Raw genomic sequence first — 1,494 nt, forward strand, 5'->3', positions numbered from 1 at the left:
GCGGTTACCGGCCTCGTCCCAGACCACGGACTGCGGACCGTCGATGACCTCGGCGGTGACCTCCTTGCCGCGATACGCCGGAAGACAATGCTGGAAGATGGCATCGTCCTTGGCCTGGGCCATGAGCTCGGCGTTCACCTGATAATCCCAGAACGGCTTCGAACGAATGGCGTATTCCGCCTCCTCACCCATGGAGACCCACGTGTCGGTGAACACGCAGTCGGCGCCGGCCACAGCCTCCTTCGGATCGGTGGTGACCAGGATGGAGCCACCATTCTCGGCGGCGATGGCCTCGGCATCGGCCACGATCTGCGGATCCGGCAGATAACCGTAGGGGCCAGCCACGCGCACGTTCATGCCGGCGACGGCGCCGCCAAGCAGGTACGAGTTCGCCATGTTGTTGGCGGCATCGCCCAGATAGGCGATGGTCTGGTTCTTCAGATTGTCCACGCCGCCGCGATGCTCGGCGATGGTCTGGAAGTCAGCGAGGATCTGGCAGGGATGGAACTCGTCGGTCAGAGCGTTGACCACGGGGTGCGTGCTGTACTTGGCCATTTCCTCCACACGGTCCTGACCGAAGGTGCGCCACACCACGCCGTACGCCATGCGATCGAGCACACGGGCGGTATCCGCCACCGGCTCGCCACGGCCCAGCTGGGATCCGGACTTGTCGATCACCAGCGGGTAGCCGCCGAGTTCGGCCACGCCGATGGAGAAGCTGGAGCGGGTACGGGTGCTCGGCTTGTCGAAGATCACCGCAATGCCCTGTGGTCCGGCGAACGGCTGATGGTAGAAACGGTTCTTATGGAACTTGATGGCAAGCTCCAACACCTGCTTCTGCTCCTCATGGTTCAGATCATCATCGCGCAGCATATGGCGCAGTTCGGGTGTTGCCATGGAAAGGCTCCTTTCAATAAACGGTTTTGGCCGACGTCAGTCGTTGGGCAGGTCGGATGGAATCTTGGCGAGAATGGACACCGCCTGGTCAACGTCCTGTTCGGCGACTATCAGCGGTGGGGCGAGACGCAATGCGTTCGGCGCGACGGCGTTGATGATAAGGCCATGCTCCAAAGCCCAGTTCATGGCCGCGTGCGAACACGGGTGCGTAAGCTCCACGGCGTCGAGCAGACCGCGGCCACGGACGGAGGCGAACAGCGGATTGCCGCAGGAGACGATACCGTCACGCAGTTGTTCGCCGCGGGCCTCGGCGTTGGCCACAAGACCTTCCTCTTCGATGACATCCAATGTGGCCAGTGCGGCGGAGGCGCCCAATGGATTGCCTGCGAATGTGGAGCCGTGGGAACCCGGGGTGAACAACGCGGACAGTTCGGCGCCGAAGGAGATCATGCCACCCATCGGGAAACCGCCACCGACACCCTTGGCGAAAGTGACGATGTCAGGTGTGACACCGCCGGAAAGATCGTCGCGCTGGAACGCGAACCATGAGCCGGTACGGCCGATGCCGGTCTGGACCTCGTCGATGATGAGCAACGC

General features: G+C 62.9%; 2 protein-coding genes. Both read right to left on the bottom strand.

The features are described from left to right. A partial coding sequence (gene argF / locus ACR0P8_RS09730; protein WP_432624851.1) for an ornithine carbamoyltransferase occupies positions 1-897 on the bottom strand: 897 nt, incomplete at its 3' end. A gap of 36 nt (positions 898-933) precedes the next feature. Next, a partial coding sequence (locus ACR0P8_RS09735) for an aminotransferase class III-fold pyridoxal phosphate-dependent enzyme (protein WP_432624852.1) occupies positions 934-1,494 on the bottom strand: 561 nt, incomplete at its 5' end.

Source organism: Bifidobacterium sp., assembly GCF_050874245.1.
GTDB lineage: Bacteria > Actinomycetota > Actinomycetes > Actinomycetales > Bifidobacteriaceae > Bifidobacterium.